Annotated in this window: 28 protein-coding genes; 19 read left to right on the top strand and 9 right to left on the bottom strand. The window is 53.2% G+C overall.

What is annotated here, in order from left to right; genetic code table 11:
• Positions 1-67 precede the first annotated feature (67 nt).
• The 5 genes from RT52_RS07045 to RT52_RS07025 all read left to right on the top strand — a co-directional run bounded on the left by RT52_RS07045 (position 68) and on the right by RT52_RS07025 (position 4,233).
• Positions 68-502 carry a MarR family winged helix-turn-helix transcriptional regulator gene (locus tag RT52_RS07045; RefSeq protein ID WP_034816242.1) on the top strand — a complete coding sequence of 145 codons (435 nt, stop codon included), beginning with the start codon at positions 68-70 and terminating at the stop codon, positions 500-502.
• 36 nt (positions 503-538) lie between these two features.
• A complete protein-coding gene (locus RT52_RS07040; protein ID WP_034816237.1) occupies positions 539-1,531 on the top strand; it encodes a ring-cleaving dioxygenase in 993 nt (330 codons plus the stop codon).
• The gene (locus RT52_RS07035; RefSeq protein WP_034816235.1) at positions 1,528-2,166 is read left to right on the top strand and encodes an NADPH-dependent FMN reductase; all 639 of its coding nucleotides are present in this window, start codon (positions 1,528-1,530) and stop codon (positions 2,164-2,166) included. Before RT52_RS07040 ends, RT52_RS07035 begins: the two co-directional genes overlap by 4 nt.
• Before the next feature lie 127 nt (positions 2,167-2,293).
• Positions 2,294-3,361, top strand: a complete 1,068-nt coding sequence (locus tag RT52_RS07030; protein WP_034816234.1) for a saccharopine dehydrogenase family protein — start codon at positions 2,294-2,296, stop codon at positions 3,359-3,361.
• A gap of 80 nt (positions 3,362-3,441) precedes the next feature.
• A complete protein-coding gene (locus tag RT52_RS07025) occupies positions 3,442-4,233 on the top strand; it encodes a GNAT family N-acetyltransferase (protein WP_034807842.1) in 792 nt (263 codons plus the stop codon).
• A 28-nt stretch (positions 4,234-4,261) separates the two neighbouring features.
• On the opposite strand, the gene RT52_RS07020 is transcribed toward RT52_RS07025, so the two are convergent.
• Entirely contained in the window at positions 4,262-5,047 is a 786-nt protein-coding gene (locus tag RT52_RS07020; RefSeq protein ID WP_034816231.1) for an SDR family oxidoreductase, read from the bottom strand.
• Positions 5,048-5,129: 82 nt separating this feature from the next.
• Positions 5,130-5,444, bottom strand: a complete 315-nt coding sequence (locus RT52_RS07015; RefSeq protein ID WP_034807838.1) for a hypothetical protein — start codon at positions 5,442-5,444, stop codon at positions 5,130-5,132.
• A gap of 153 nt (positions 5,445-5,597) precedes the next feature.
• Between RT52_RS07015 and RT52_RS07010 the strand changes: the two genes are divergently transcribed.
• Both RT52_RS07010 and RT52_RS16505 read left to right on the top strand, forming a co-directional pair.
• On the top strand, positions 5,598-5,900 hold the full coding sequence (locus RT52_RS07010) for a hypothetical protein (RefSeq protein WP_152545895.1): 303 nt from the start codon (positions 5,598-5,600) through the stop codon (positions 5,898-5,900).
• Between the two features lie 112 nt (positions 5,901-6,012).
• On the top strand, positions 6,013-7,014 hold the full coding sequence (locus tag RT52_RS16505) for an LD-carboxypeptidase (RefSeq protein WP_081852678.1): 1,002 nt from the start codon (positions 6,013-6,015) through the stop codon (positions 7,012-7,014).
• 13 nt (positions 7,015-7,027) lie between these two features.
• Here RT52_RS16505 and RT52_RS07000 read toward each other — a convergent pair whose 3' ends face one another.
• Entirely contained in the window at positions 7,028-7,555 is a 528-nt protein-coding gene (locus RT52_RS07000; protein WP_312847622.1) for a GNAT family N-acetyltransferase, read from the bottom strand.
• A gap of 67 nt (positions 7,556-7,622) precedes the next feature.
• Between RT52_RS07000 and RT52_RS06995 the strand changes: the two genes are divergently transcribed.
• The 3 genes from RT52_RS06995 to RT52_RS06985 all read left to right on the top strand — a co-directional run bounded on the left by RT52_RS06995 (position 7,623) and on the right by RT52_RS06985 (position 9,757).
• A complete protein-coding gene (locus RT52_RS06995) occupies positions 7,623-8,426 on the top strand; it encodes a GNAT family N-acetyltransferase (RefSeq protein ID WP_034816228.1) in 804 nt (267 codons plus the stop codon).
• The gene (locus tag RT52_RS06990) at positions 8,423-8,602 is read left to right on the top strand and encodes a hypothetical protein (RefSeq protein WP_034816227.1); all 180 of its coding nucleotides are present in this window, start codon (positions 8,423-8,425) and stop codon (positions 8,600-8,602) included. Before RT52_RS06995 ends, RT52_RS06990 begins: the two co-directional genes overlap by 4 nt.
• A 168-nt stretch (positions 8,603-8,770) precedes the next feature.
• Complete coding sequence (locus RT52_RS06985; RefSeq protein WP_034807825.1) at positions 8,771-9,757, top strand: M23 family metallopeptidase; 987 nt, start codon at positions 8,771-8,773, stop codon at positions 9,755-9,757.
• Positions 9,758-9,815: 58 nt separating this feature from the next.
• Here RT52_RS06985 and RT52_RS06980 read toward each other — a convergent pair whose 3' ends face one another.
• A complete protein-coding gene (locus RT52_RS06980; protein WP_034816226.1) occupies positions 9,816-10,358 on the bottom strand; it encodes a TraR/DksA C4-type zinc finger protein in 543 nt (180 codons plus the stop codon).
• Positions 10,359-10,499: 141 nt separating this feature from the next.
• On the opposite strand from RT52_RS06980, the gene RT52_RS06975 reads away from it, so the two are divergent.
• Genes RT52_RS06975 through RT52_RS06960 form a run of 4 tightly spaced genes read left to right on the top strand, consistent with a single transcriptional unit; the run spans position 10,500 to position 12,160 of the window.
• A complete protein-coding gene (locus tag RT52_RS06975) occupies positions 10,500-11,024 on the top strand; it encodes a GrpB family protein (protein ID WP_034816225.1) in 525 nt (174 codons plus the stop codon).
• Between the two features lie 55 nt (positions 11,025-11,079).
• A complete protein-coding gene (locus tag RT52_RS06970; protein WP_034816224.1) occupies positions 11,080-11,382 on the top strand; it encodes a hypothetical protein in 303 nt (100 codons plus the stop codon).
• Complete coding sequence (locus tag RT52_RS06965; protein ID WP_034816222.1) at positions 11,379-11,870, top strand: GNAT family N-acetyltransferase; 492 nt, start codon at positions 11,379-11,381, stop codon at positions 11,868-11,870. The genes RT52_RS06970 and RT52_RS06965 overlap by 4 nt, the downstream gene beginning before the upstream one ends.
• A gap of 35 nt (positions 11,871-11,905) precedes the next feature.
• Positions 11,906-12,160: a hypothetical protein gene (locus tag RT52_RS06960; protein WP_245175486.1), complete on the top strand. Its 255-nt coding sequence runs from the start codon at positions 11,906-11,908 to the stop codon at positions 12,158-12,160.
• Positions 12,161-12,186: 26 nt separating this feature from the next.
• On the opposite strand, the gene RT52_RS06955 is transcribed toward RT52_RS06960, so the two are convergent.
• The 4 genes from RT52_RS06955 to RT52_RS06940 all read right to left on the bottom strand — a co-directional run bounded on the left by RT52_RS06955 (position 12,187) and on the right by RT52_RS06940 (position 16,854).
• Entirely contained in the window at positions 12,187-13,044 is an 858-nt protein-coding gene (locus RT52_RS06955) for a pirin family protein (RefSeq protein ID WP_034816216.1), read from the bottom strand.
• A gap of 106 nt (positions 13,045-13,150) precedes the next feature.
• Positions 13,151-14,395, bottom strand: a complete 1,245-nt coding sequence (locus tag RT52_RS06950; protein WP_034816212.1) for a hypothetical protein — start codon at positions 14,393-14,395, stop codon at positions 13,151-13,153.
• 12 nt (positions 14,396-14,407) lie between these two features.
• On the bottom strand, positions 14,408-15,670 hold the full coding sequence (locus tag RT52_RS06945) for a hypothetical protein (protein ID WP_245175484.1): 1,263 nt from the start codon (positions 15,668-15,670) through the stop codon (positions 14,408-14,410).
• 287 nt (positions 15,671-15,957) lie between these two features.
• Positions 15,958-16,854 (bottom strand): aldo/keto reductase, encoded by an 897-nt coding sequence (locus RT52_RS06940; RefSeq protein ID WP_034807813.1) that lies wholly within the window; start codon positions 16,852-16,854, stop codon positions 15,958-15,960.
• Between the two features lie 135 nt (positions 16,855-16,989).
• On the opposite strand from RT52_RS06940, the gene RT52_RS06935 reads away from it, so the two are divergent.
• The 4 genes from RT52_RS06935 (at position 16,990) to RT52_RS06920 (ending at position 19,042) form a co-directional block, all read left to right on the top strand.
• Complete coding sequence (locus RT52_RS06935; protein WP_034816211.1) at positions 16,990-17,601, top strand: serine/threonine protein kinase; 612 nt, start codon at positions 16,990-16,992, stop codon at positions 17,599-17,601.
• 85 nt (positions 17,602-17,686) lie between these two features.
• On the top strand, positions 17,687-18,013 hold the full coding sequence (locus RT52_RS06930; protein WP_034807807.1) for a four-helix bundle copper-binding protein: 327 nt from the start codon (positions 17,687-17,689) through the stop codon (positions 18,011-18,013).
• Between the two features lie 110 nt (positions 18,014-18,123).
• Positions 18,124-18,636, top strand: coding sequence for a GNAT family N-acetyltransferase (locus RT52_RS06925; RefSeq protein ID WP_034816210.1), 513 nt, complete (start codon positions 18,124-18,126; stop codon positions 18,634-18,636).
• Between the two features lie 67 nt (positions 18,637-18,703).
• Positions 18,704-19,042: a zinc ribbon domain-containing protein YjdM gene (locus tag RT52_RS06920; RefSeq protein WP_034816209.1), complete on the top strand. Its 339-nt coding sequence runs from the start codon at positions 18,704-18,706 to the stop codon at positions 19,040-19,042.
• 44 nt (positions 19,043-19,086) lie between these two features.
• Here RT52_RS06920 and RT52_RS06915 read toward each other — a convergent pair whose 3' ends face one another.
• A complete protein-coding gene (locus RT52_RS06915; RefSeq protein WP_034816208.1) occupies positions 19,087-20,544 on the bottom strand; it encodes an aldehyde dehydrogenase family protein in 1,458 nt (485 codons plus the stop codon).
• 170 nt (positions 20,545-20,714) lie between these two features.
• Here RT52_RS06915 and RT52_RS06910 point away from each other — a divergent pair, with 170 nt between their 5' ends.
• Complete coding sequence (locus RT52_RS06910) at positions 20,715-21,068, top strand: PadR family transcriptional regulator (RefSeq protein WP_034816206.1); 354 nt, start codon at positions 20,715-20,717, stop codon at positions 21,066-21,068.

Raw genomic sequence — 21,068 nt, 5'->3', positions numbered from 1 at the left:
TATTTATCTCGAATTAAAGATAATGAAATTTAAAGTATTGTTTTCTCTCAGCAGAGGAGGGGAACACATGGAACAACGGCAAACGTTAAAAGCCATCACGGTGTTGCTTCGGGCCTCGCAATCGATTCAAGACGTGGTCAAGCACGAAGTCGCCGAGTACGGGCTGAACCCGACCGAATTCTCGGTGCTCGAACTGTTGTATCATAAAGGCGATCAACCGATTCAAACAATCGGCAAAAAAGTGTTATTAACGAGCGGGAGCATGACGTACATCGTCGACCGGCTCGAAGCGAAAGGATACTTGATTCGCAAAGCATGTCCGAGCGACCGGCGCGTTACGTATGCGGCGCTAACTGATGAAGGTGACGCCCTCATGTCGCGCATCTTTCCAGCTCATGAACAACGGATGGACGATCTGTTCGACGGACTCGATTTAGCAGACACGATTACTCAATTGAAGACGATTGGCAAACGCGCCGAAGCGTCAAAAAATTTTAATTAATTATCTCGAAATCAAGATTTTGAAGGAGCGATTACGATGAACCATGTAAAAGGAATCCACCACGTGACGGCGATTACGAGTAGCGCCGAGAAGAACTATGACTTCTTTACGAACGTCCTTGGAATGCGTCTCGTTAAAAAGACGGTCAACCAAGACGACATCCAGACGTATCACTTATTTTTCGCCGACGATAAGGGGAGTGCCGGAACGGATATGACGTTCTTTGATTTTCCGGGGATCCCAAAAGGCGTGCACGGGACGAACGAAATCGCGAAGACGTCATTCCGCGTCCCGACCGATGAAGCCCTCACGTATTGGGTGCGCCGCTTCGACCGCCTCGGCGTGAAGCATGAAGGCATCACTGAGCAATTCGGTAAAAAGACGCTCGCATTCGTCGACTTTGACGATCAGGCGTACCAACTCATCTCAGATGAGTTCAACAGCGGTGTCGCCTCAGGGGAACCGTGGCAAAACGGACCGGTCCCGCTCGAATACGCGATCACGGGCCTCGGTCCAATCTTTATCCGCATCGCGGACTTTACGTATTTCAAACAAGTGATGGAGCAAGTCATGTTGTTCGAAGAAATCGGACAAGAAGGCGATGCGCATCTCTTTGAAGGAGGTGAGGGTGGAAACGGAGCGCAAGTCATCGTCATCCATGACGAGACGTCACCAGTCGCGCGCCAAGGGTTCGGAACCGTGCACCACGTCGCGTTCCGTGTCGATGACCGCAGTGTCCTCGATGAATGGACGGCACGATTGCAACAGTTCGGGTTACCGACGTCAGGCTATGTCGACCGCTTCTTCTTCGAATCGTCTTACGCACGCGTCGCGCCGCAAATCCTGTTCGAATGGGCAACGGACGGACCAGGGTTCATGGGCGATGAGCCGTACGAGACGGTCGGTGAGAAATTGTCACTCCCGCCGTTCTTAGAACCGAAACGGGAACAGATTGAAGCTATGGTTCGACCGATCGATACGGTCAGAAGTACAAAAACGTTTGAGAAAGAATATGAGGGAATGAAATGAGCTTTTTAAATCGTTTATTTGGTAAACAAGAAGAACCAGCCAACTCACAAGGAGGAACTAACATGTTGAAAATTGGAATCGTACTCGGATCGACTCGTGAAGGACGCGTCAGTCCGCAAGTCGGAGAATGGGTGAAAGAACTCGCAGACAAACGCGGTGACGCGAACTATGAAATCATCGATATCGCAGACTACAGCTTGCCGCTCCTCGGAGAGCCGGGCGGCGACGCGACAGGTGCTGGCGCTTGGTCTGAAAAAATCGCAGAGATGGACGGTTTCGTTTTCATCGTCCAAGAATACAACCACTCGATCACAGGCGCGCTCAAAAACGCTCTCGATTACTTACGCGACGAATGGCACAATAAAGCAGCCGGGATCGTCTCATACGGTTCGGTCGGCGGCGCGCGTGCGACGGAACACTTACGCGGCGTGTTGAGCGAACTCTTAATCGCCCACGTCCGTGTCCACCCGGCGCTCTCGCTCTTCACAGACTTCGAGAACGGGACGCACTTCGCACCGAAAGACGTCCAAGTTCAATCAGTGAACGATATGCTCGACCAGCTCGTCCCATGGACAGAAGCGATGCAGTCGGTCCGTGCCAAAGCGGCAGAAGGCATCGAAGCTGCAAACAACTAATAGATCGATCGACCAGCCTTTTCATAGGCTGGTTTTTTTGTGTTCTTTTCAATTGGATTGCTGTCGTGTATCGTCTGTGAAAGAAGGGAAGAAGAGAAGATACATAATTATTGAAGGAGGAACAACGATGAAATGGATGATTTATGGCGCGAACGGTTATACGGGTGAACTGATTGCCCGTCAAGCGGTGAAGGAAGGATTGACACCTGTGCTCGCCGGAAGACGCGCCGAAGAAATCGAACGCCTCGGTCAAGAACTCGGGTGTGAGACACGCATCTTTAGTCTATCCGTCGACAAGGCGACGGAGACGTTAAAAGATATCGACCTCGTGCTCCATTGTGCCGGTCCGTTCACCGATACGAGTCAGCCGATGGTCGAGGCGTGTCTCGCCTCACATACACATTACCTCGATATTACCGGGGAAATCGAGGTGTTCGAATACATCCACTCGAAAAAACGGGCCAAACTTGCACAAGAAGCAGGCGTGTTGCTCTGTTCCGGTGTCGGGTTCGACGTCATCCCGACCGACTGCGTGGCGCGAAAATTAAAAGAACTCATGCCCGACGCGACGAACCTCGCCCTTGGCTTCTCGGCGGCGTCCGGCATCTCGCGCGGGACGCTGAAAACAGCCATCCGCGGTCTCGGGTCGAGCAGTGCCGAGCGGAAAGATGGAGAATTGACGCCATTCCCGCTTGGGGCGAAACGGCGTCACATCGACTTCGGACGAGGGAAAAAGACGGCCATCGCCATACCGTGGGGCGACGTCTCGACAGCTTTCTACACGACAGGCATCCCGAACATCACGACGTGGGTGCCGGTTCCGCCTGTCTATGCCTATGGCGCGCGGCTTTTGGCGTGGTTCGGCCCAATTCTCGGCAGCGACGTGGTACAAGGGAAACTGCTCCGCTACGTCGATGAACATGTGACGGGACCGGACGAGTCGGAGCGAGCGCGGTCCTCGACGCACGTCTGGGGTGAGGCGACGAACGCCTCGGGTCGAAAAGTGATCGTCCGGATCAAGACGGCGAGCACGTATGCCTTCACCGTGAACGGGGCGCTCGCCGTCGTCAAGCGTCTCGTTCATTCGGGGCATATCATCCCGGGCAGTTTCACGCCGGCGATGCTGTTCGGGTCACATTTCATCGAAGAGATTGAAGGGTCTTCTTCATTCGTTGTCGACGAGGTTCGGTTATAGTCCTGGACCTGTAACGGAATCACAATCTGTTCCGAGATGAAATGTGCTACACTCGAGACAGAGTAAAGGGAGGGATTGAGATGAAACGCTTAGAATTGGCCAGACGAATCGAACGCATCAAAGCGGAAGGGACGTCTGCTTATATTCGGCACCGTAAACAAACCCCTCCCTATGAAGGTTCAGAATTGATTGTTGAAAACAAAGGACACGTCTTCCGGATGGGCAATATGAGTTTTGCTGTTGGCTTCGGCTTGAATCGTCCGACGAGTTTTTATGATTTGCATCAGATGGAGAAGTGGGTGCGCGGAAAAAATGTGTCCCGGCTCCACGTCGAGGTGTGTCCGCTCGCGGATATGTCGCTCATCCGGTTGCTCCAGGAACGGAACTACACGCTCGATCATTTTCTCGACGTCTGGCTGTTGGACGTAACGGAGATGGAGGCGGCCCCGGCCCAAGAAGTCGAACGGGTCGATGCCGACAACGTCAATGAATGGGCGCGTGCCGTCGCGGCTGGCTTCGCCGAGACGGGGACGATTTTGCAAGAGACGGTCGATACGGCGAAAGGGTTTTATGCGTTACCAGAAAATCAGGCGTTTCTCGTCCGTGAAGGCGGCAATGCGGTGGCGGGCGGCATCCTTGCCGTTCAGGACGGCATGGGTGAGCTGTTCCTGACGAGCACGATTCCGGCTTATCGCGGGAAAGGCTATCAGACGCAATTGATTCTCGAACGCATCGCCCAGGCGAAAGCGTCCGGTTGTCAGTACGTGACGGTGACGACGAAAGTCGACTCGACTTCGGGTCGCAACATGGAGCGGCTCGGCTTCCAACCGTTTTATCAAAAAGCTGTCATGAAAAGCCCGATCCTCAAATAAAGGTCGCCCCGCGGGGCGACCTTTATCGTTATAGTAAAGATTCCGCGCCGTCGACGTACACTTCAGAACCGGTGACGTGGCTCGACATACTGCTCGCGAAGAACAAGACGACGTCCGCGACTTGTTTGGCGGAACCGGACTTTCCGGCGAGCGGTTGGTTGCCTTCCGGATATTCAATCGGGATGACGACTTCTGCGAGCAACGCGTCATCCCGGTTCGTCGAGTCATCGATGTTCGTATCGATGGCACCTGGACAAATCGAGTTGACCCGAATCCCGAACTGGGCGAGCTCGGCGGCCGCCATTTTGGCAAACCCGGTCTGACCCGCTTTCGTCGTCGCATAGCCGCTAAAACCAAAGTTTTTAAAGTAACGGTTCCCGTTGATGGACGAGGTGAGGATGACGCTACCGCCCTGGTCCTTCAAATGCGGGATGGCATGTTTCACTGTCAAGAACGTACCCGTCAAGTTCGTCTCGACGACGCTGTTCCAATCTTCAAGCGACAAATGTTCAATCGGTGTGATCGTCCCGTTGCGCCCGGCGTTCGCGAAGACGATGTCGAGTCGTCCGAAGCGATCGATCGTCTGTTCATAGGCACGTTTCATTTCTTCCTCGTTCGCCACGTCGGCGCTGATGCCGATCGCTCGCTCTTCTCCAATCAAGCTTGCGAGCTGTTCGGCGTCTTCTAACTTCAAATCGACGATGGCGACTTTTGCGCCGGCCTGAACGAACCGGATGACCGCGGCTCGACCGATTCCGGATGCCGCTCCGGTGATAAAGGCGACTTTCCCTGACAACAATGTATTTGAGATCATTCAATTCGCTCCTTTCTGCTACCTTTTGTCATATTCCACTGTTTGTACAAAACTATGCTCGTTTTCGAAAATTGCTCTCGCCTCAATCCGACGTGACATGAATCGAGACGGCGATATTCAAATTGCCGTCGGGGACGAGTTCGACCGTGACGTACTGACCGGTCCGCAGTTGTTGTACGTCGTCCGCTAGTCCGGTCACGACGGTCTCATCGTTAATCAATACCGTCCGCAACTTCATTTCGTTGCCTGTATCGTCGTTATGCCCAATCATGAGTTGAGGGATGTTGATTTGTTCGATACGCCCTTCGATGCGATTGTCGTCGAGCGTAGTGGCCCAGAAAAAGACAGCTAAACACAACCCGATAAAGGTGAGGGCAAAGATGAGTCGCGTGCTCATGGGGGGTGCCTCCTCTGTGAAAGCCCGTTCCGATGGTGTCTAATCCTTATTTACCCGGAATTGGGGAATCTAATTGGAGAAGCTTTACAGGAATTTCATTCCCTCGTGCGGAATGTATACCTCAACTTATGATGAAGCGGAGGAGCAGCGATGGTGCTATTCGGGATAGTCGCAGGGGTTGTATGCGGATTGATCGCGTTCGGCTGGTGGACGATCGGGTTTCCGAGGCGGAGACTTGTGGGGGGAGCCGCGATGTTGTTGACGGCGTTCTTGTTCTCGCCACTCGCCCTCGTTCATAGCGGGGAACGGTACGGCTTTGATGGTGTGGTTGTCGGGCTCATCGCGATCTCACTCGTCGTCGGCGGGGGGTTTTTCTTTACGGCGCTCGGTTGGACGGGACGGGTGCGCAAAGTCCGCAAAGTTCGGACGCTGTCCGAAGACCCGGATTTGTTTTGAGATAGGTTGTCAGCCTCCACGTCAAACCTCTACAGTGAGGAGAGAGAGGTGTGAGTGAGATGACAACATACAGAAACCGAACGTACTGTAACCGGGGGACACGGTAGGGGTTATGACACCGTCCTTTCCGGCTCCGGTCCGTTTTCCAGAGCGCTATGAACGTGGCCTTCAGCAATTGCGACAAATGGAATTCCGTGTAATCGAAGGCGCGTGTGCACAAACGACGGAAGGATATCGTTCGGCGTCGATTCAAGCGCGTGCAGACGAAATCAACGCGATGATTCGAGATCCTGAAATAAAGGCAATCATCAGCACGATCGTTGGAAAACATGAACACCTCGATACGGGCGGGGCGACGTTTTCGTTTGAATCATTGTTACTCGAGGTGCTGGGAGACGTAACATTTCCAATCATGACGAACGTGGACATCGGGCACACGTTTCCGTCACATGTTTTCCCAATCGGGGTGGACGTCGAGCTCGACGCGACGAACGGGTACCATCACACTGTTAGAGAATGGGGTGACACGATGATTGAATTTCTCACCGTCGTCGATGAACGACGCAAGAAAATCGGCTTAAAGCAACGGGCTGACGTCCATCGCGATGGCGATTGGCATGAGACGTTCCACTGTTGGATTATCGAAGGGGACCAACTCTTCCTCCAACTGCGGAGCGCGACGAAACAGGATTTCCCGAATCGATTCGACATTACAGCGGCCGGCCATTTGGCGGCCGGTGAGACGGTACGCGATGGGGTACGGGAGATTCATGAGGAGCTCGGAATCGAACTGACACTCGATCAATTGACCGCACTCGGCGTATACGAGGATGTAATCGAGACGGAGTCGTTCCTTGACCGTGAATTTGCCCACACGTACGTCTACGCATACGCCGGAGAACCGTTCACGCTCGAATCGGATGAAGTGGCAGACATCGTCACGGTCCACCGTGAACGCTTCTTTGCCCTCGTCGCAGGAGAAGTGGCGTCACTCGACGCGTCGTCGCTCGTGAACGAGGCCCGGTACACGTTGACGAAACAACAACTCGTCCCGCATCCGGACCGATACTTTCAACAGGTGAGAATCGGAATTGATGGGGAACGCCATGATTGATGTCGTCTGGCAACTATTGAACGTCATCCTTATCCTCGGGATTGGCGGCTTGTTCATCTGGTGCTTTCGCCGTTGAGGCATGAAGCGGCAACGACATGATCCGTTGTAGACCGACGGGGCCGTCGATGCGACGCCCGGTATCGGTGAAGCCGACTTGTTCGTATAAAGCGAACGCTGCTTCATTCTTCAAATTGACCGAGAGCACGACTTCCCGAATCGTCGGAAAGCGTGAACGGACATAGTCTGGCAGTAGGGTTAGCGCGGTCTTGGCGTAACCGTTGCGCTGTGATCTATAATCGATGGAAAAAGCGGAAAGTAACAAGGCGTCCGTGCTGTCCGTGTACGATGTCACCCGTTCCGTATCGTGCAGTAAAAAGAACCCGACCGGATTATCCGCTGTGATCACGACCGGGTAGACGCCTTCCGGGAGCGGATCGTCGAGGTCACGTGGAAGTGTCGTGTACTTCTCTTGTTCGAGCGGAAGTGAGAACGTTTCAAGAGCGGGCCAATGCATAGCACGGAGCGGTTCTAATCGAATCATTGCCATCGTTCCTCCTTATGCAGTATCTTTTTTTATTATATCGAACAACCGGGAAAGGAATAAACAGATGACAGCTCATCACATCACCTATCGACAAAACCCACCGTTACATGATCTTTATACAGCGTTCATGGACGGATTTTCAGACTATATGATTCGCTTTGAAATGGATGAAGCCACGTTTGAGTCGGTCTTTCTCGTCCGCGATCAAAATCAACCGTCACGCTCGATCGTGGCCTACGCTGACGATCGACCCGTCGGCGTCTTATTGAGTGGAATCGCGCGACTTGAGACCGGCTGGGTGACGCGATGTGGCGGCTTAGCCGTGGCACCAGGTTATCGTCAGCTCGGGATCGCGCAGGAGTTGATGCGCCGTTTTGACGAACAGGCACAAGGGACACGGTTGCTCGAAGTCATTCAGGGCAATGACGCAGCGCTCGGTCTCTACGAACGTCTCGGGTACGAGGTCGTTCGGGAAATCGTCTACTACCAAGCTGCGGTGACCGCTTCGTCGGCGACGATTGAAGAGGTTTCGATCAGCGAACTGTTTGACCACCATTATCCGAGCGGGGCCCATCGTCCGATTTGGCAACGCGACGTACGCACGACCCAGCAACAGGCGACGCTCTTCCGTGTCACCGAAGGAGAGCGTGAAGGGGCGCTCTTGTTCCGGGACGCGGTCCTACTCGATGTGTTCGGCCGGGACGAGGACGCTGTCTGGTTGTTGCAGGCGGCCGCATCCAAACAGCCGGTCCATTTGACGCTCACGTCGGACCGGGCGGCATTCGTAAGCGCCGCGGAAACGCTCGGCTTCGTCAAAGATGCGATCGCCCAATATGAAATGATGAAACAAGGAGGCGAACGTGGATGATCCGTTACTTGCCGGTGCTTATGATTGCCTTGATTGTCGGCAATCTGTTGACAATTCTCGGTTTGACGACCAACTTGTCCCCATTGACGACACGTCTTTTTCTTATCGGCGGCCCGTCGATGACTGTCATTGCGGCAATCGCCATCGTCGTCATCGTACTGAGGGCGAAAAAATAAAGTTTTGAAGTTTTGATGAAGATTATGAAACCATCGTTTCGTGCTGTGATAAAAGCGACATATAAATGAAATGGTTCATATATTGAACTTTTTAGGTGGGATTGGTATATTCGAGCATGTAGCTTTTTATAGCTAATGAATGATCCCATTTGGAGGTTTTCTTTATATATGTTGAAACAATTCATGATTACGGCAGGCGTCGGTGTGTTCATCTTGAGCGGTGCGCAGACGGCGTCGGCAAACGACATCACTCCGGCAACACTTCTCAATACGACGAAATCGATTGAAAAAACCGAGCAAGAAGTAAAGCAATCGAAGCAAGCCGTAGCCAAAGCCGAGCAACAAATCGAACAGATTGAAGCGAAAGCGGAGACGCTACAAGCAGAAATCGATGACGTGACGAAGCAGATTGATGCCTATCGTGACGAGCTTGCTCCGGCAGACGCTTCGCTATTCCAGCAAGTGTTATCGTCGGTGTTGCCGAGCGCGAAAGCCGAAGCGGCAGAATCTGAGAAGCAGCATCAGGCGATCTTGAATCAAAAGGCGACGGCGAAAAAAACGCTCGACGATTTGTCGGCGCAACAAGAAGAAGTCACGGCTTCGAAGGAAGAGACGCAGTCTGCTTATGCAGCCGCTGCCGAACAGATGAAGGCTCAATCAAATAAATTGAACGATTTGAAGAAACAGCATGCGGCGATGGCCCCGGACAAGTTCATGATGCCGGCGAACGGTCGGCTCTCGCAAGGGTTCGGCCCGGCGAGCGGTCAGTTCGGCTATACGTTCCATAACGGAATCGATATCGCGGCGAAAGTCGGGACCCCGATTTATGCTGCGGCAGACGGAAAAGTCATCGAAGTGAGCGGACGTGGGCCATACGGCAAGCACGTCAAAATCGAACACAACATCGACGGTCAAAAATGGACGACAGTGTACGCCCACATGCATAAAATCGACGTGAAGAAAGGGCAGACGGTACGCCAAGCCGAAGGCATCGGCCAAATCGGTAACACCGGCAACTCGTCAGGTCCACATTTACACTTTGAAGTGCATAAAGGTAGTTACTCGTTCTCTCCGAGTTCGGCCGGTAACACGGTCGACCCGATGAAAGTCGCTGAGCTGCTCGGCGGCGCCTCGGCCGTAAAGGCCACATATTGACGCAACGGATTCGTTGCGTCTTTTTTCATGCGAAAAGGCCGCCGAGGGCGGCCTTTCGTCATTCGCGTGTCGGGTCGTGGTTGCCTTCGCTATCGGCAATCGTATCCGAGCTACCGAAGTCCTCGACTTGGCTGAACGCGTCTGTGCTTTGATTGATATCGTCACTGCCATCGAGCTGTTTATGGCGCGCCGTCTCCGACGGATTAAGAACGTCCTCTTCAACGGGACGTGCTTGGTTCGTCTGATGCTCTGCCTCTTCCTGGGCGCGGGCGTGCTCGATGCAGAGCGTCGTCTCAGGGATGATTTCGAGGCGGTCGAGTTCGATTTCTTCTCCGCACACTTCACACGTTCCATACGTCCCGTTCTCGATGGCGATGAGCGCCTTGTCGACATCGGTTAAAAATTCTTCGTCGAGCTCTGTGAGCGCTTGATCGCGCTCGCGCAAGAAGAGCTCTTCGCCTGAGTCGGCCGGGTGGTTATCGTAATGCGACAGCTCGCCTTCGTCATACACTTCTTCTCGATTTTCCATATAGCCTTCTGTCTTTGCTTTCTCTTTTAACAACCGTTCTTTGAACGTGTTGATTTGTTCTTGTGTCAACATCCGTCTCACTCTCCAGTTCTGTTTTCATTACTATGCCTTTCCCATTTCAGAACCGAACAAACCATCTTCGCCTGTAACCGGCTTCCAAAACGGGTATGATAAGAGAAGAGAATGAAGCGTATGCAGAAAGGAGGATTCATCATGAGACGAGTCGAGGTTGTACCGTACGACCCACAGTGGGTGGCGCGGTTTGAAGAAGAGGCAGACCGGTTGAACCGTCTGTTTGAAGGGGAGATGGTCGCAATCCATCATATCGGTAGCACGTCGGTTCCGGGGCTTGATGCCAAACCGATTATCGACATCATGCCCGTCGTTCGAATGATTGAGCAAGTCGATGAACTGACGGGGCATATGGAAGCGCTCGGGTATCGAAGTTTTGGGGAACACGGAATCCCGAGACGTCGCTTTTTTGCGAAGGGAGACGACGTGCGAACGGTCCACGTCCACGTGTTCGAGGCTGGTGATGAAGGGGTAACCCGTCACTTGGCGTTTCGCGAATACTTGAAGGCGTTCCCCGACGTCCGGGAGACATATGCGGCCTTGAAACGAGCGCTCGCCGAGCAACATCCGACGGATATCGAGAGTTATATCCAAGGGAAGCAAGAGTGGGTGTCGGAGACGGAACGCGTTGCCACGATTTGGTATATGGCGGAACAAACGAAATGAAACGTTTTGTATCGTTCTCACGTATAAGAGAGTAACAACGAAAGGGAGTGAATCGATGAAACGATTTCTTGGGAAATGCATCGAGTATGCGTTCGTAGGCGTATTGTTTGTCGGCTTTTATTTTGGGATCAGCTTTTTGACGGAGACGTTTGGAGGGGCGAATAATCAAATTCTCATTCTATTTGGAATGGCGCTTATCGCATTTCCGCTCTCTTTGCTCGGTGGCTACATGCTCGCTCGTCCGATTCAACACCGGCTCCATGGCAAGCCACAAAGTGGAAAAGGACATGCGCTGCGTGGCAATGAAAAACCGCACGGTGTGACGGAAGACCGCAGCCAGTTCTATAACGGACAATGAAATTAGTTGAGACGAATGATGCAGACTTGATTGCGACACTGAACCGACCGATCCATGAGCGACACGTCGCGCTCATGCCAAATTTCTTCGCCTCGTACGATTATGAACGCGTACGTAAAGCTTTCGCCGAGACGATCAATCGAGCGGGGCATCATTTCCTCGTCGCCGAGGTGAGCGAGGAACCGGTCGGCTACATTTGGATGCAAGAAGTGACGAGTGATGCCAACGCCTTCCGAAACGCGAAGCGGACGCTCTATGTCAGACAAATCAGCATACACCCTGGGCACCAGCGGCTCGGGTATGGTCGTCAGATGATGGAATACGTGGAGGAATGGGCCCGTTCCCATGATTTCGCTACCATTGAACTCGACTATTGGGTTGCCAATGAAAACGCGGCCCGCTTCTATGACGAGCTCGGGTTTATTGCCAAGCGTCAAGTCGTTGTGAAATCTGTAGAAACGAAGGAGAACGAGAAATGGAGACCGTAATTTTTATATTAGGTGTACTTGGAGTAATCTCCTTGATGCTATTCATGTCGAACCAGTGGATGGGGTACGAGAAAGGCAATATCGTCATGACGCTTGACGAGCATTATACGAACTTGAATGAGTATGTCCCGGCGATTTTGACAAAGTTATATGAGAATGGGAAGTCCGCGCACTATTTGGGTGATCGAAAGTTTGAAGTAGACGGGAAACGTTACGTCTTGTTCGAGCGGACCGTCCCAATCGGACACGTCCCGACACAGCAGACGGTGTTGAAGCCGGACAAAGAGTGAGCCACGCATCGCGCGTGGCTCACTTTTTATTTCACAGCAGGCGGGCCGAAGACACCGGCATGATAGTCACGAAACGCTTGGCGAATCTCGTCTTCCGTGTTCATGACGAACGGGCCGTGGGCGATATAGTCTTCACGGAGCGGGACGCCCGAATAGACGAGTAGCTTCGCCCGGGACGTCGCGGTGATGGAGAGGGTGCTCTCACCCTCGTTCGCTTCGTCGAACGTCAGCGTCGCGACATCCGTCTTCTCGAGCGGCGTCGCGCTCGAACCGAGATTGACGGATCCGGCGAGCACGTAGGCGAAGGCGTTATGGTTCGTCGGTAAGACGTGGTCATACGTCGCTCCTTCGCGCAGTTGAATCTCGGTCATCGTGATCGGCACGAGGCTCTGCATCGGTCCGGTGACGCCTGCGACATCGCCCGAATAGACACGCACGTGTCCGCCATCGATTGGGACGACCGGCGCGTCCTCCAAGTAGACGTTTTGATAAGACGTCGTCATCGTTTTAAGTGTTTTCGGCAAATTGAGCCAAAGTTGTAACGTATGGATCAAGTCGTCGGCGACGGCCTCCTCGGCGTGACGAGCGGCCCATCCGGCGTTCATATACTGTACGTCGCCCGCATCAAGAATCGAATGCCCGCCATGGTTGTCGATGTGTTCGAGCCGGCCATCGATGACGTACGTAATCGTCTGAAAGCCGCGGTGCGGATGGTCGGAGAACGTCCCGCGCTTGAACCAATCTTCGGCCATCAAAATGAACGGGTCGAACTCGGCTTTACGCTCCGGTGGTAACACCCACCCTTGTTGAACGTGCGGATAGCCGTTTTGTTTATAGGAGACGCGCCAACTGTCGGCGACGTCGCGAACGAATCGTGTCGTCATCGAATCCACTCCTTCATGTCATTTGTTTCATTGTCGCACAGTCTCGGTTTGTGCTTGGACGATGTTGCTTACAGAACGTGTAAAAGACAGACGGAAAGACCGTCTGTCAGTAAGGGGCGAGCGACAGCCACGTGGCGCTGTCCTCGGAGTTCAGTTTGTAATGTTTGCCTTCGGTCGTGAGGAAGACGTCCGTTTTTTTCGAGCGCTTATGAAGCGTCACCTCGAATGTTTGGGACGTCACGCCCTCGATTAACGTGAACAACGGATAGTCGGACGGCTCGCCGCTCCGTTTGACCGGTTCGGCACGTGCCACGATCTGTTTTAACGTCGCACCGTCCGTCGTCAACGTCTGGACCGCGTCTAAGGCGTGGAGCTCGGTCTTTCCGGACAACGGCGTCTTGTGGAAGTAACCGATTGTCACTTCCTCATCGGCTGTCATCGTTGCGGCGTCGACCTCGGCTTGCGTCATCGTGACGGGTGGCTCATAGCGGAGCGAGATGGTCTGCTCGACAACTTTTCCTTCGACATCATAGGAAAGTTGCCAGAGCGGGTACGTCTTCCCGAACTCGAGCGTCTCAGGTAACGGATACGTGTCTGACAATGTCGGGACGCCGCCGTCAGGCACAGGGTCGAGCGGCCACTGCGATGTGTTCACTTCAGAAGATTCAAAGAGCGCCGGTTGGACGAACCCATTCATCTCAATGATATGAAGCGAGAGTGTCACATGTTGCAGACCAAGGCTTGGTTCGTAAGGTCGAGAGAATGTCGTCGATGCGTCCTGCGTGTTTATCTCGATCGAAAGCGTCGTGAGCAGGGGGGCCTGTAACGCCACAAACGGCACGTTGAACGGTTTGAACTCGAAATATGGAGCGTCCTCCTCGAGTTGTTCAAGAAGCGTCTGTTGCGTATCGGCGGACACACGTGCTGAACGCGGTCGAAGCGGCTCAGGGGCTGCTTCACGATAGGCAATCGGCATGAGTTCCGGGTCGATCTGTTTCACATACCGGCTGTGGCCGGTCTCGCAGTAGGCGTATGCCGCTTCGTCGTCATGGAAGACGGTGAGGCCTGTCAGGGGAGAGACCATCTCGGGTGAGAACCGCGAGAAGCTACGATATGACGCATCGAAGACGAACGGGCGGTCCGGTAACGACGTGACGTCCGTCTCGTCGCAAATCGTATGGACGGCTGTATGCTCCGTCTCGTCCATCTGTGTCAACGTCTTTCCGACCTCGAAGCGATAGCCGTCAAACAAGAGGGGGCGAACGTTGAGTTCGAGCGCCGTCTCCTCTTCCGTGCAACCGCTCAAGGCCAAGACGGAAAGTAGAGACGCGACTATGCTGATTTTGCGCACAAGATTCCTCCTTTAGTCGTCAAAGCGGTCGTGCCATTTGTTCGCATCGTCCCGTAATAGCTTAAAGTGGGACCCGGTCTTTGTATTCGTCAACACGACGTCGTCACCTCGATAACCGACGTCGAACGTTTGGGCGCAGATGCCTTCGAATACGGTCAAGTAAGGCATCGAGGCCGGCTCACCCGGTTCGGTCGTCGCTTTCGAACGTTCGATCGCCTTGAATATGAAGCGCGTATCGTCGGCCGATACATGCGTCAAGAACGAGGCATCTCGCGATTCGGTGCCGATTAAAGCGAGTTCATGAAATACGGCATGCTGCCGGTTCGAGAATTCGGCTCGCATCTCACGCTTCAACGCCTCGCCTCGCAACAGGATCGGTTCGTGATACGTGATGGAGACAATTTCTTTATGCGGGACGTTGTCACGCATGAACGAGAAGCTAAACAGTGGATACCGTTCGCCTGAGACGAGCGTCGTCGGGAGCGTCTCGGTTTGACGGACACCGAGCAAGCGGTCGAACGAGGCGTCTTCCGGTCGTCGCACCTCGTCATACCCCTCCTGATTCGGGGAGGTGTAAACCCCGTACGCGTTCATCTTCTCGGTTGATTCCAATCCGAATCCGATTGAACGAAACGGCTGACGTGAGGCAGCGTCGATTGGAATTGTGACACGCTCATTGCCTTCTGACGATTCGAACGTCAAATCGAACGACCCGTTGAACGGCATCGTGACATGGACGAGCGTTTGCTCGAAAGCGGTCCGTGTCGGATAAGGCTCGTTGCCGAACGGTTTATCCATTTCCTTTAAAAACTGTAACCGCTCGTGGGGCTGGGCGTTGCGCAGTTTGGCGACGGCTGGATATGTGACGGCTTGATCGCGGAACGCGGCAAGACTATCGGGGACGGCATCGATTTGCTTCATATAGGTGATTGTATCGACCTGACATTCGACGAACGTCTGATTCTCCGCCTCAAAGAACGTGGCGGTCGGGAAGACTTGGGTCGAACGGTTGGTCGTCAGCGGTTGTGACAGCGTGACCGTGCCGATCCAACGGCGCTCTCCTCTTGGTGCGAGGGCGAGGGCGTCTTCCGGGTAGCAGGCGTCCAAGACCGTCGTCCGATCGGCCTCGGTCATCTCAATCAATTGACCGGAAGGCAGCATCGCCCGTCCTTGATAGTACTCTGGGGCTGTATGTAAGCGAAACGCTTGCTCTTCTTCACATCCGAACAAAAACGTCAATATGGCAAGTGTACAGAAAATCAGGTACTTTTTCACATCGGTGCTCTCCTTCAATGAATAACTTTCATCATTTTAGCACCAATTTTTTGTGACTTTAGACTTAGGAAAATTAAAGTGATTTTGATAAAAAAAATCGAAAAAACCGCTCGACTTGAACTAATCGGGTCCTTTTTACACTTATGGATATAAAATGGGATTTAACGTTTTTAAACGTGTCGATTTTTGACGAATAATGAAGGATTATCAATCGTTTAGCGAATCGTATTTACATTGACTTTTTTTTGAAAAATGTGATTAAAGGAATTGATTGTATATTTAATCCTTTAATCTACATCTCGGCCGCGTGCGGCCTTCAAAATTTCGAACCATTCTTCACGAGTCAGTTCGACTTCGAGTGCCTCGACGCCACGCTCGACTCGGTCAATTTTCCCAGAACCGATAATCGGCATGATGCGCGCCGGGTGTTTTAATAACCAGGCGTAAACGACTACATCGATTCCATGCGCACCGTGCCGCTCAGCGATTTCTTTCAATTTGTCGCGAAGTGGTGCATACGAATCGTCTGAGAAGAGTCGTCCGCCAGCGAGCGGGCTCCATGCCATGAGCGGCATCCGTTCTTCATGACACAGGTCGACCGCCCCATCCTCGAAGTGCTTCAGTTGCATCGGCGAAAGTTCGAGTTGGTTCGTCACCAGCTTGTAAGGCAGGCGTGATTGAAGCAGGCGCTGCTGTGACGGCAGATGGTTCGATACGCCGAACGTCCGGACTTTGCCACTGTCATGCAACGCGTTGAACGCCTCGGCGATGTCGTCCGGGTCCATGAGCGGGTCCGGGCGGTGAATCAACAACGTGTCAATGTGATCGATGCCGAGCTCTGAGAGCGACCGTTCGGCTTGGGCGATGATATGCGCCTTTGTCGTGTCATAATGGTTGATGGTCTGGCCCGGATTGAAGTCGCCTGTAAGCTTAATGCCCGTCTTCGTGACGATCTCGATTTGGTCACGGAGCTCCGGCTTCAAGCGAAGCGCTTCTCCAAACAGCCCTTCACACGTGTAGCCACCGTAAATGTCGGCATGGTCGAACGTCGTGATGCCGAGCTCGATGCACGACTCGATGAACGTGAGCCGCTCTTGGGCGCTCATGTTCCATTCGGCGAGACGCCACATGCCATGGACGATGCGTGAGAATGATAAGTCTTCAGTAAGCGTGATGCGTTGCATAGTCATTCCTCCTCTTTGTCAATCGCTTTCATTATACGGATAAATCGACGAAGCGTCACTTTGCCGATTCGAGGATGCAGTCAAATCGACTAAAATCCGCTATGATAAAAACACAATCTAGAAGAGGAGCCCCTCATGAAACGCTATCACGACTACGCCGACGTGGTGTTCGACCAATCCGGTCACGAGACCCACGTTATCAGGCATCACGATCAACTCGAGTTACATGGAATCGGGCGAAGCGCCGCGGTGTTTCGAATCAACGGGACCGCCCTCGTCATCAAAGTGTTTTTCCCCGGTTTCACTCACATCGCGGCCGAAGAGCACGTCATTTATGACACGCTGCAAGGGGTGCCGCACTTCCCACGGCTCTATGAGGCCGGGCCGAATTATATCGTCATCGACTACATCGCGGGGAAGACGCTATTTGAATGTTTGACCGAAGGGATTTGGATTGACGCGTCTTATATCAATCAAGTCGATGAAGCGCTCCTTGCGGCACGGGCGCTCGGGCTGACACCGTCCGACGTCCATTTGCGAAACATCATCCTCAGTCCGGACGGGCGCATCTATTTAATCGATTTGGCCCGATTCCGTCAAGGCCAGCACGTCGACCATCAATGGGAAGATTTGAAGCGGATGTATCGGCTCTACCGTCTCCCGTTCATGCCGAAGCGTTATTCGAAACGGCTGTTGAATGCGGTCGCTTACCTATATCGGACGTTCGTCAACGACCCGAGACAGTGAGCGGGCCGTTTTTTTTTTGGCGATTAGGGAATAACAGTAACGTATTGGACTTGTCACCTCAGTTAAAAAAAAGGAGGATCCATTTATGCATCGGATTTATGCGAACGAATTGGAGACGCTACATGACTGTGTCGAGACGTGTAACTACTGTTTGGAATCGTGTCTAGAAGAGAAAGACGTGAAGATGATGGTCGATTGCATCCGACTCGACCGTGAATGCGCCGCCCTCTGTACATTTCTCGCCGAGGCGATGACGCGGGATTCGGCGTTCGTGCCGGAACTTGCCCGGGCTTGTGCCGTCGTCTGTAAGGCGTGCGCCCAGGAGTGTGAGAAACACAAGCATGAGCATTGTCAGGAATGCGCACGCGTCTGTTTCGAGTGCGCGTCGATGTGCGATCGGTTGGCCGCATAATGTAAAAAAGTCAGTCGGTCGACTGACTTTTTTATGTGGGAGCAAATCGCCACGTGTATTTTGAAATCGAGATAAGTATAATGAAGAAAACGCTAAGAAAGTGGTGCCTCATGATTCGAACTTGTCGACGCGACGACCTTCAGGCCGTCCTACATATTTACAACGATGCTATCGTCAACAGTACCGCCGTCTATCACTATGAACCGGTGACGCTTCAAAACCGAATCGCCTGGTATGAAGAGAAGAAGGCATCCGGTCTTCCGGTAATCGTCTGGGAAGAAGCGGACGTCGTCATGGGATTCGCCACGTTCGGTCCGTTCCGACCTTGGCCAGCCTATAAATACACGGTGGAGCACTCGATTTACGTCCATCCCGGTTACCGCAGCAAAGGGATTGGCAACAAGTTGCTCCGTGAGATTATCCGTCTCGCAGAAGAGCGTGAGTATAAGACCGTCATCGGTGGTATCGACGCTTCGAACGTGACGAGTATCCGGGCTCACGAAAAAGTCGGATTCGTTCATTCCGGTACGGTGAAACGGGCCGGCTACAAGTTTGGAAAATGGCTTGATTTATCATTCTATCAACTCGATTTGAACGGTCCGGAGGCGCCGGAAGAGGGCTGAGCGGTAGCTGTCGGACGTTCCGAAATTACGATATACTGGCTACAGGGAATCGAATGGAGGAATCAGCATGACAGAACTACCGAATTGTCCGAAGTGTCAATCCACGTACGTGTATGAGGATGGGAGCTTGCTCGTCTGTCCGGAATGCGCCTACGAGTGGTCGCCGAGCGAGGTAGCCGAAGCGGAAGCAGACGCGCAAATCAAAGACGCGAACGGAAATGTGATCCAAGACGGAGACACGGTCACGGTCATCAAAGATTTGAAGGTGAAAGGGACGTCGCTCGTCGTCAAACAAGGCACGAAAGTGAAAGGCATCCGTCTCGTCGATGGCGATCATGATATCGACTGCAAAATCGATGGGCTCGGTGCGATGAAACTCAAATCGGAATTTGTGAAGAAAATCTAAAAAAGCGTGTCGGTCCGCAAACGGATCAACACGCTTTTTGCTGTTTATGAGAAAAATGGTTTGTATTCCCGGCGTTCGTGCATGACGGATACCCACTGGAGCGTCGTGAACTCCTCGAGCACCCACTCGCCGTTGAAGCGGCCAAGACCCGAATCTTTCTCTCCGCCGAACGGCAAGTGCGGCTCGTCGTTCACCGATTGGTCGTTGACGTGAATCATCCCGGTCTCGACTTGGCGTGCGAACTCGGTTGCACGGTAAATCGAACCGTGGACGGCACCGCTCAGTCCGTATGGCAACTCGTTCGAGAGTTTCAGCGCCTCGGCGTCGTCCTTGAACGACAGAATGACGGCGACCGGTCCGAAAATCTCATTTTTCGCGAGCGGCATGTCGTTCGTGACACCGCTCACGACAGTCGGCTCGAGCACGTTCCCGTCAGCGTTGCCGCCGACCTGGAGCGTCGCACCGGCGTCGACCGTCTGCTTGATTTGATCAAGGATGCGGTCGACTTGGTCGTGGTCGATGAGTGGACCGACTTGTGTGTCTGATTCGTTCGGGTTGCCGAACTTCAAGGCACGGACCCGATCAACGAATTTTTTGAGGAATTCATCGTGAATCGACTCGGCGACGAGGATTCGGTTCGTCGACATACAGATTTGCCCTTGGTGATAGAATTTCGAATAGACGGCCGATTCCACGGCACGGTCGATGTCGGCGTCGTCTAAAACGACGAAGACGTTATTCCCACCGAGTTCGAGCGCTGTCTTTTTCAACAGGCGTCCGGCCTTCTCGGCGATCCCTTTGCCGACCTCGGTCGAACCGGTGAACGAGATGAGTTTTGGCACCGGGTGCTCGACGATGGCGTCCCCAATCTCAGAACCGCGACCGACGACGATGTTCAAAACGCCTTTCGGAAGACCCGCTTCTTCAAAGAGCGAGGCGAAGAGGAGACCTCCTGTGACCGGTGTCGCCGTAGCCGGTTTGACGACGACGGTGTTCCCCGTCGCGAGGGCGGAGACGATTGAGCGGACCGCGAGGTGGAACGGGAAGTTCCATGGGCTGATGACGCCGATGACGCCGAGCGGTTTCCGATAGACCCGGTTCTCTTTATTTGGGACGATTGACGGCTTGATGAGCCCGTCCATGCGGAACGGGAACGTCGCTGCTTCCTTGATGATCGCCATCGAGGCTAAAAATTCGCCTTCTGCTTTGATGCGCGTGCTGCCCGACTCTTTGACGAGCCAGTCGATGATGTCATCTTTATGCTCGAGCGTCACTTCGGCGAACTTCTCAATCAAGGCGCGTCGGTTTTGCGGGAGCATCGTTGCCCATTCGGTTTGTGCTTCCTTTGCAACCGCGTAGGCTTTGTCGAGATCGGATTCGTCGGCCGAGCGGATGGAGAACAACGTCTCGTCCGTGAACGGATTGGTGTTATCAATCGATTTGTCGCTCGATCCTTCGACCCACTGGCCATCGATGTACATCTTCGTAAAATCGGTATGCATACTCAAACACTCCTTTATGTTTTTGCTTCACCTTAAGAAGTATTCACCTGATTTGAAAAATTAAACCTATCGATGCGGAACTAGCTTGTTTTACAAAATAGTTGCGCTTGGTAGTACCTTCCATTACTATTATGTATAACAAGTTAGTTTGATGAAAGCGAGGTCACGCCATGGCGATGAGTCAGATGTTGAAAGGATTGCTCGAAGGGTGCCTGTTGGCCATCATCGATAAAGGAGAGACGTACGGCTACGAGATGTCGGAGAAGTTGCAGGCGTACGGATTCACGATGGTGAGTGAGGGCAGCATCTATCCGGTGTTATTGCGGATGAAGAAAGACGGCTGGGTCGAGACGATTCAAAAGACACTGCCGTCCGGAGGGCCGAAGCGAAAGTATTACATCTTGACGGAGGCGGGGCAACAAGAATTGCTCGCCTTCAAACAACGTTGGGCGGAAGTGTCAAGCGGCGTCGACCGCGTACTCGGAGAGGGGAATGAAGATGGAGCTTTCAAAAAAGAGTCGTGA

Origin of the sequence: Exiguobacterium alkaliphilum 12/1 (assembly GCF_000714435.1) — a bacterium.
In the GTDB taxonomy this organism is placed as follows: Bacteria; Bacillota; Bacilli; order Exiguobacteriales; family Exiguobacteriaceae; genus Exiguobacterium; species Exiguobacterium alkaliphilum.
Note: the sequence above shows the minus strand (reverse complement) of the source record. Positions and strands in the feature narration are given on the sequence as shown.